Source organism: Companilactobacillus nodensis DSM 19682 = JCM 14932 = NBRC 107160 (genome assembly GCF_000615905.1).
Lineage (GTDB): Bacteria > Bacillota > Bacilli > Lactobacillales > Lactobacillaceae > Companilactobacillus > Companilactobacillus nodensis.
The window spans coordinates 1-7795 of record NZ_BAMN01000041.1; the positions used below are offsets into that span (position 1 = coordinate 1).

Annotated in this window: 4 protein-coding genes and 2 pseudogenes; 2 read left to right on the top strand and 4 right to left on the bottom strand. The window is 41.0% G+C overall.

Annotation, left to right across the window (positions count from 1 at the left end; translation table 11 throughout):
* Positions 1-807: 807 nt before the first annotated feature.
* From JCM14932_RS13680 to JCM14932_RS15735, 3 genes and pseudogenes are all read right to left on the bottom strand, one after another.
* Positions 808-2307, bottom strand: coding sequence for an APC family permease (locus JCM14932_RS13680; RefSeq protein WP_025025356.1), 1500 nt, complete (start codon positions 2305-2307; stop codon positions 808-810).
* A gap of 161 nt (positions 2308-2468) precedes the next feature.
* A complete protein-coding gene (locus JCM14932_RS13685) occupies positions 2469-3830 on the bottom strand; it encodes an aspartate aminotransferase family protein (RefSeq protein ID WP_025025357.1) in 1362 nt (453 codons plus the stop codon).
* A 174-nt stretch (positions 3831-4004) separates the two neighbouring features.
* Positions 4005-5728, bottom strand: a pseudogene (locus JCM14932_RS15735) (pyruvate oxidase).
* Positions 5729-5931: 203 nt separating this feature from the next.
* On the opposite strand from JCM14932_RS15735, the gene JCM14932_RS13695 reads away from it, so the two are divergent.
* A complete protein-coding gene (locus JCM14932_RS13695; protein WP_025025358.1) occupies positions 5932-6453 on the top strand; it encodes a DUF308 domain-containing protein in 522 nt (173 codons plus the stop codon).
* Here the strand turns inward: JCM14932_RS13695 and JCM14932_RS13700 are convergent.
* Positions 6450-6824 carry a PaaI family thioesterase gene (locus JCM14932_RS13700; RefSeq protein ID WP_025025359.1) on the bottom strand — a complete coding sequence of 125 codons (375 nt, stop codon included), beginning with the start codon at positions 6822-6824 and terminating at the stop codon, positions 6450-6452. The two genes, JCM14932_RS13695 and JCM14932_RS13700, sit on opposite strands and share 4 nt — an antisense overlap.
* Positions 6825-6849: 25 nt before the next feature.
* Here JCM14932_RS13700 and menB point away from each other — a divergent pair.
* Positions 6850-7664 (top strand): annotated as a pseudogene (gene menB, locus JCM14932_RS15740) (1,4-dihydroxy-2-naphthoyl-CoA synthase).
* The last annotated feature ends 131 nt before the right edge of the window (positions 7665-7795 follow it).

The window sequence follows — 7795 nt, forward strand, 5'->3', positions numbered from 1 at the left end:
TATAAATATAATATAACTGAAGCCAACTGGATCTGAGCTCCAGTTGAATATTACGATCACTAAAATTACTAATATTAATTCTAGTAGTAAATGAATCCTTATTTTTAATCATAAACTCATTAAAAGCTCTCATCCCTGTCAGAGTATCCAAATCCAATAAGTCATCTTCAGCAATCTCTAGTTCATATTCAATAACGGCTTTTTTATCACTGCTATATCTCTGATTGGCCCACCAAACTGCAGCATCGTAATCATTAACAAAAAAATATATCCCACGACCTAGCCAATGATCAGGTCGATCTTCAAATATAAAGTTCCCATCTCCAATGATGACTTCGCCTTACTAATCGTAGTTCCGTGGTAGATTTTTATTTTCAAGGTTCAGCTCCATAGTTTTAGTTTGTATTAGCTTCTCAATATGGAGTAGAAACCACATGTCGTGTGCTAAGTATAACAGGCGTTACAATCACTATACAATCAATCCAATCATTTAAATATTTATAAATAGTATGAATTATTAGCTACGCTTATTGCATAGAGAATCAACCGTCTTATAGGATAATGGTATAGCGTTAGTTAGTTAAGAAGGTGGCTAATTCTGACGTACATTCAGAATGGTAAGAAATGAAGACACGAAAAAAGCCATCTTAACTTTGACGAGCTGATGGCTTTAGTCATTAGATTAAAATAGTACCATAGTCACCGTTTCTTCTTAACGGGCTATCGTGGCGAGTCGATTCTGACTCGTCGTTTTTTTATTACAGCCACATTATAGCAACTGCAAAAATTGTTTACAATCAATACGAATTAATCTTCAACGATTTCTTCTTTTTCATCTTTAACTACTTTACTCGCAGCATCTGCTTCATCTTTCTTAGCTTTTTTGCCAAGGAATGAATGATTCATACCATATGAGAAGTAGATTACCAATCCAATTGCGAACCAGATTCCAGCGTATAGCTTAGCTTCGTAATCTAGTCCCCAGAATACGAACAAGGCACCTAAGAAACCAAGTGCTGGCATTACTGGGTAGAATGGCATTTTGAATGATGGAACTGGTAAGTCTTTACCTTCACGTCTACGTAATGCGTAGATTCCTAGTGAAACGAACATGAAGGCAATCAAGGTACCAGCTGAGATCAATTGTGCCAAGAAAGCGAATGGACATAAGGCACCGATAATGATACCGATAATTGTTAGAGCTGATAGTGCGTGATTAGGAAGGTTATTCTTGTTCAACTTGCCTAACCAACCTGGTAACATTCCGTCACGTCCGAATGAATAGATCAAACGTGATCCGGCTAACATCATACCTATCAATGCGGTAAACATACCAACAACAGCAACGGCTTGAATCGTACTTGCAATAACTGGATGTCCTGCGTGACGTAGTGCCCAACCAACAGGCTCAGCGTTATTTGCATAATCTGAATAGTGGAACATCCCTACTAGAACTAGCGCAACGGCAACGAATAAGACAACGGCAATAGCTAATGATCCAAGAATACCACGAGGCATTGTCTTCCCAGGATCTTTGGCTTCAGCAGAGTTAGCGGCGATCGAATCAAATCCGATATAAGATAAGAAGATCATCGATACACCAGCGTAGATTCCTTGCCAACCACCGAAGGCTGTACCATCAGCATTAACGTGATACTTAGGAACGAATGGGAAATAGTTCTGGATATGAATGGCTGTAAGACCAACAACGATAAATGCTAGAACAGCAAGAACCTTTAGAACAACTAGAATATTTTCAACTTTGGCAGCGCCTGAAACACCTTTTGATAGCAACCAAGCAACAGCTGCTAGAACAACAACGGCAGTGATATCAAGGACCCCACCGTTGACACCCATGGTGTTAGAAATCGCATTCGGGAACTTGATGCCTAATGGTAATAGCAACCCTCTGAAATTGGCAGACAATCCAGAGGCAACGAACGCTACGGCAATGAAGTATTCAGCGAGTAACGCCCAACCGGCAACCCAACCGAAGAATTCCCCGAACATAACGTTGATCCATGAATACGCTGAACCGGCAAACGGCATGGCTGCGGCCATTTCAGCATAGGCAAAGGCAACCAATCCAGCAACGATAGCAGCTACTAAGAATGAAATAGCAACAGCAGGACCAGCATGTTGTGCAGCAACCACTCCGGGAAGTGTGAAGATAGAAGTTGAAACAATTGTTCCAACACCTAACGCTAAGAAGTCCTTAACTGTTAAGACACGTACTAGATGTGAATCCTTATCTTCGTAAATACTCGGATCTTCTTTTAATGTTAATCGTTTAAAAAAACCACTCATATAATTTCCTCCTAAAATTACCCTATTGTATATTAATTCCTAAAACGAGTTACACAAGCCAGATTTCTGCGCCTACTACGAATAGTGATTGCAACACTACGTGTCACCTTCACTATTCTAGGTAGTGCTCAAAATCTCCCAGCTTGTTCCACTCTCTAAATCTACCAGCCAATTTTACCTTCTGGCAAAGTAACTTCATCATTTTCAACAGCTTTAAAGGCTGCTTCTAGAACGTCCAGAACTTTGTCCAGTTGCGCTCTTGTAATTACCAACGGTGGTTGGAATCTTAGAATGTTTCCTTTGAGAGTGATGATGACCACTCCGTGTTGGAAGGCATAATAGATAACTTTGGAAGCAAAGTCAGTGTTAGGAGTCTTGGATTCCTTATCTGTGACTAATTCAATTCCGCCATCTAAGCCATACATTCTAACGTCGCCGATTTCTTCGAATTCTTGTTGCATTTTTAAGAAACGCTTCTTTACATATTCCCCGTCTTCGACTGATTTTTCAAGTAATTTTTTTTCATCTAAGACGTCTAGTGTAGCGAGTGCTGCTGCACAGCAGACCGGATTACCAGAAGTTGTGAATAGATGTGCTGGAGAATCGAGGCTCTCCATGACTTCCTTCTTACCAATCACGGCACTCAGTGGCATCCCTGAAGCAAGTGACTTACCAACTGACATCAAGTCGGGTTCGATGTCCTTGAATTGTTGGATACTCCACATCTTACCGGTTCTACCCATTCCTTGGTTGATCTCGTCAACTGCGAAGAGAATTCCATTTTCATGACAGAATTGATAGACCAGTTGCATGAATTCTTCGGGAGCTTTGCGAATGCCCCCATCTCCTTGGATCGGTTCGATCAAGACGCAGGCTGTTTCGTCAGCAGGTAAGAAAGTTTCGAATGGTTGTTTGAATTCTTCAAAATATCTCATTGCGACATCATGTACTGTTTCATCAGGAAGTCTGCGATACAGATCAGGATATGGAACATGCACTACTCCGGGAAGTAGTGGTCCCATTTTGCGAGTCATATTCAAACTAACGCCTGAAAGTGTCATTGAACCGTAAGTAGAACCATGATATGAGTCCATGAAAGATACGATGTAAGGACGACCTGTATATGCACGTGAGAACTTGATAATTGCATCGTTAGCGTCTGAACCAGAGTTGCCAAATGTGACTTGCTTAGGTGAACCGGGCACGAGTTTTGCCAGTCGTTCTGACAATTCTTGTTCTGGTTGATGGTGGAAATAACCTGGAGTATAGTGGACCAGCTTTGCGGCTTGGTCTTGAATAGCCTTGACGACTTTTTCATTCGTATGCCCAACATTTATCGCTGAAGCACTTGCCAGGACATCAATATACTCATTCCCATCGACATCGACTAATGTTGCATCGTGTGCGTGGTCGATTACTAGATCGTAGTAATCCATCCGAGCTGATTTAGCGTAAAACTTATTTTCACGTTGAATCAATCGGTGAGCCTCCTCGTGATCATGATCTACTTTTTGCGCATCCATAATGACACCCCCAATAAATTTAGTGATTGAAATATTGTAATTCTAATAGTTTTCTAATTTAGTTGCAAGTCTTTTTATAAAATTGTAATAATTCACTAGTGTTTTGCGGGATTTAAAAAGGGAAATCACATTAGATTGTGATTTCCCTTTTATTAGATTTAATTTAATTTATCATTACAGGAATGAACGTAAAATCTCTTTCATTGGTGGTAATTCCGGCATAGATTTCTTATCGATCAAGTGTCCCATACCGAATTTGGCATAACCCTTAGCTTCGTCCATTACGATTTTACCAGGCAATGGAGCTTCATCAGTTACAGCCACATCCAAGACAACTGGACGATCAGTATTCTTATACTTCTCAATTGCTTCAGCGTATTGTTCATTAGTAGTGATACGTTCACCAATTCCGCCACAGGCTTCCGCAAACTTAGCGAAGTCGATATCAGGCAAGCTGATCCCGTAATTTTGTTGCCCAGCTGATTGTTGTTCATATTCAATAAATGCCAATAGTTTGTTGTTCAAAACCGTGATAACCATTGGCAACTTGTATCTAACCGCTGTTGCGAAGTCCTGCATGACCATTGAAAAGGCACCATCACCGGCAACCGCGTAAACTGGACGATCTGGTAAGACCATCTTCGAGGCGATCGCACCTGGTAGCGCACAGCCCATAGTTCCTAACCAAGCTGAAATAGTGTACTTCTGAGTTGGCTTGGCATCGATGAATCTAGCTCCAAAGGCAGTCGAAGTACCGACATCAATCGAGAAGACAGCATTGTCTTGAGCAGTCGTCGACAAGTCATGGAACATCTTAGAAGGAAGCACCCCTTCATGATTCTTGCTATAAACATCTTTCATCCATGAACGCCACTGTGCCATATGACTGATCGCAGTATTTAGAAATGGACGTTCTTTGACTTCGTCACCGAGTTCGATCATTCGCTTAAGGACTTTTTGAGTTTCGCCTTGAATAGCGACATTGACACGATGACGCTTGCCGAGCTTGTCACCATTAATATCAACTTGAATAGCATCGATCTTGTGATTCAAATATGGAGCATATGGATAATCAGTTCCGAGCATGATCAACAGGTCAGCTTTTTGCATCATCTCATATGCGGCTTTTGTGCCCAATTTACCTAGTTGTCCCAAGTTATAAGGGTGATCGTCAGCGACCATCCCTTTGGCAGGCATTGTTTGAATAATTGGTAATTTGAACTTCTCAATGAAGTCGAGTGTTTCTTTCTTGGCGTTTCTAATACCAGTACCGGCTAGAACGATAGGATTAGAGTGAATCTTCATCAACTCAAGTGCAGCTTTGATTTCCTTATCGTCTACTTGATAATCTTCGATCTTGAAGTTATCAACATTAGCATTGAAGTTATCGGCAATCATGTGTGCTGGTATGTCGTCAGGAATAGTTAAAACAGCAACCCCCTGCTTAGAATAGGCGGTGCGAATTGCTTCATCGACTATGCGTGGCAAAGATTGTGGTCCATGATCAACTTATTGTAGACCGCTACATCATCGAATAAGACGTGCGTATCAACTTCTTGGAAGAAGTCAGTATTCAACATCTTCGATTGAACTTGTCCCAAAATCGCTAGAACTGGTGCGTGATCCATCTTGGCATCGTATAAACCATTGAGCAAGTGAATGGCACCTGGTCCACCGATTGAGAGACAAACTCCGATTTTTCCAGTTAACTTAGCTTGAGCAGCAGCTGATAAAGCAGCGACCTCTTCATGCAAAACATGTGTGAACTTAATCTTATCCTGTGCACGATACATAGCATCAATTGTGGTATCGACAGAGTCACCTGGCAAACCAAAGATATTGTCAATTCCCCACTGACTCATTACGTCGATCATCTTATCTGAAGCACGAACTTTCATATAAAAATCCCCTTTATAATTTAATCATCGTGAATACGATACCACATTTATTTCACAATCAAAAATATATGCTCGCACCCTATTGTGTAAGGATTAGCTGTTAATCTCATTTTTATTTGTGAATAATTTATTTAATGCTTACAATTTATTTGTGGTAAAATTTTGTTATTATAGGTATATATGCATTTGGAGGAAGTGAAAAAATGGTCAAACAGTTCCAACTCTATCGTTGGTTGCGTTTTGTTTTTTTGTTAGTGACCGGAATACTGATCGTTATTGAACCGATCAAAAGTTTGAATATCATCATCTACCTAGTCTCTGGCTACATCGCTGTTTACGGTATCCTTTCTATTATGGATGGAATTAGTATTCGACGAAAAACCGGTGAGTCCAATGTCGCTATTGGCCTGGGAATTGGGGCTTTAGTTTTGGCCGCCGCCATCCCTATTATTGCCAAGCTGATCGTCATCTTGGTTCCGCCAGTTCTAGGTATCATTCTTTTGGTCAACGGTATCAACCAGTTCCGTGATTCTAATGAAACAAAAAAACAAGTCAAGATAACACCTTGGCTTGATTATTTTTACTCAGCCTTACTGATGCTTGCTGGGATAATGTTCATCCTGCAACCACCGAAGACGATTATTTTTATTTATCAATTATTCGGAATCAGTTTGATACTCTTAGCATTCTTTGAAATCATCAACTCCAGATTGTATCGTAATTAATTCAGTTTTGTTTTTTTCAATGTCACAGTACTCATGCTATTACTGATGGCACTGTCTTCTGGATGGGTCATAACTTGCCAAACTTGAATCGAATAACCGATTTTGATCGGTAGAGCTTCCGCAATCAGAACACCATCCTTAACAGTGTTCAAGTGATGAGTCAATACGTCTACTCCGACAGCTACTTCATCAGGTTCTGTTATGTTAAGATTAGCACCGATACTGGCGGCTGTTTCGGCAAGAACGGCATTGATACCACCATGCATAATTTTGTAAGGTTGGAGATGTTTATCTTCGACCTTCATCTGTAACGTGACACGATTCTTATTCTGTTCGATTACTTCTATACCTAAATTTTCTAATAAGTTCATTACTAACACCTCGGAGGTTATTTTTATGAGTGAATGGAAAAACATTAAAGATTATTCAGAAATTATTTTTGAACGAATGGGCAAAATTGCCAAGATAACTATCAATCGTCCTGAAAAGCGTAACGCCTTCACACCTGTCACTGTACAGGAAATGATTGAGGCTTTCAATATTTGTCGTGATGACGCCACGATCGGTGCCATTATCTTGACTGGACAAGGCGACCTCGCCTTCTGTTCCGGTGGCGACCAAAGTGTTCGTGGTAATGGTGGCTATGTCGGACCTGACCACATTGCCAGACTAAATGTCTTAGACCTACAACACTTGATCCGCATTATCCCTAAGCCAGTTATCGCCATGGTCCGCGGCTGGTCTGTGGTGGTGGTAACATCTTGCAGCTAGTCTGTGACTTAACGATTGCGGCCGACAATGCCCAATTCATGCAAACAGGTCCTAAAGTAGGAAGCTTCGATGCCGGATATGGTTCAGCATACTTAGCTAGAGTCATTGGTCACAAACGTGCCAAAGAAGTCTGGTTCCTATGTAAACCCTACACCGCTGACGAAGCCTTCCAAATGGGCTGGATCAACAAAGTTGTCCCACTAGCTGACGTTGAAAAAGAAACCATTGAATGGTGTAACGAGATTCTGAAGAAGTCACCGACAGCAATCCGCTTCATTAAAGCAGCTATGAACGCTGACACAGATGGCGTGGCTGGATTACAACAACTAGCCGGCGATTCCACAATGCTATATTACACAACTGACGAAGGAAAAGAAGGACGCGATGCCTTTCTTGAGAAACGTGATCCTGATTTTGATAAGTATCCGAAGTTCCCGTAGAGTCAAATCAGAGAGTGAAACAAAACGGGTAAATGCTGAGCATAGCCTAGATTAAGAATTGATGCGGTTTTGGCATCCTTTCTTAACCGTAGCTAAGCGGAGGCATTTGTTTTGTGCAACTCGTTTCCAAA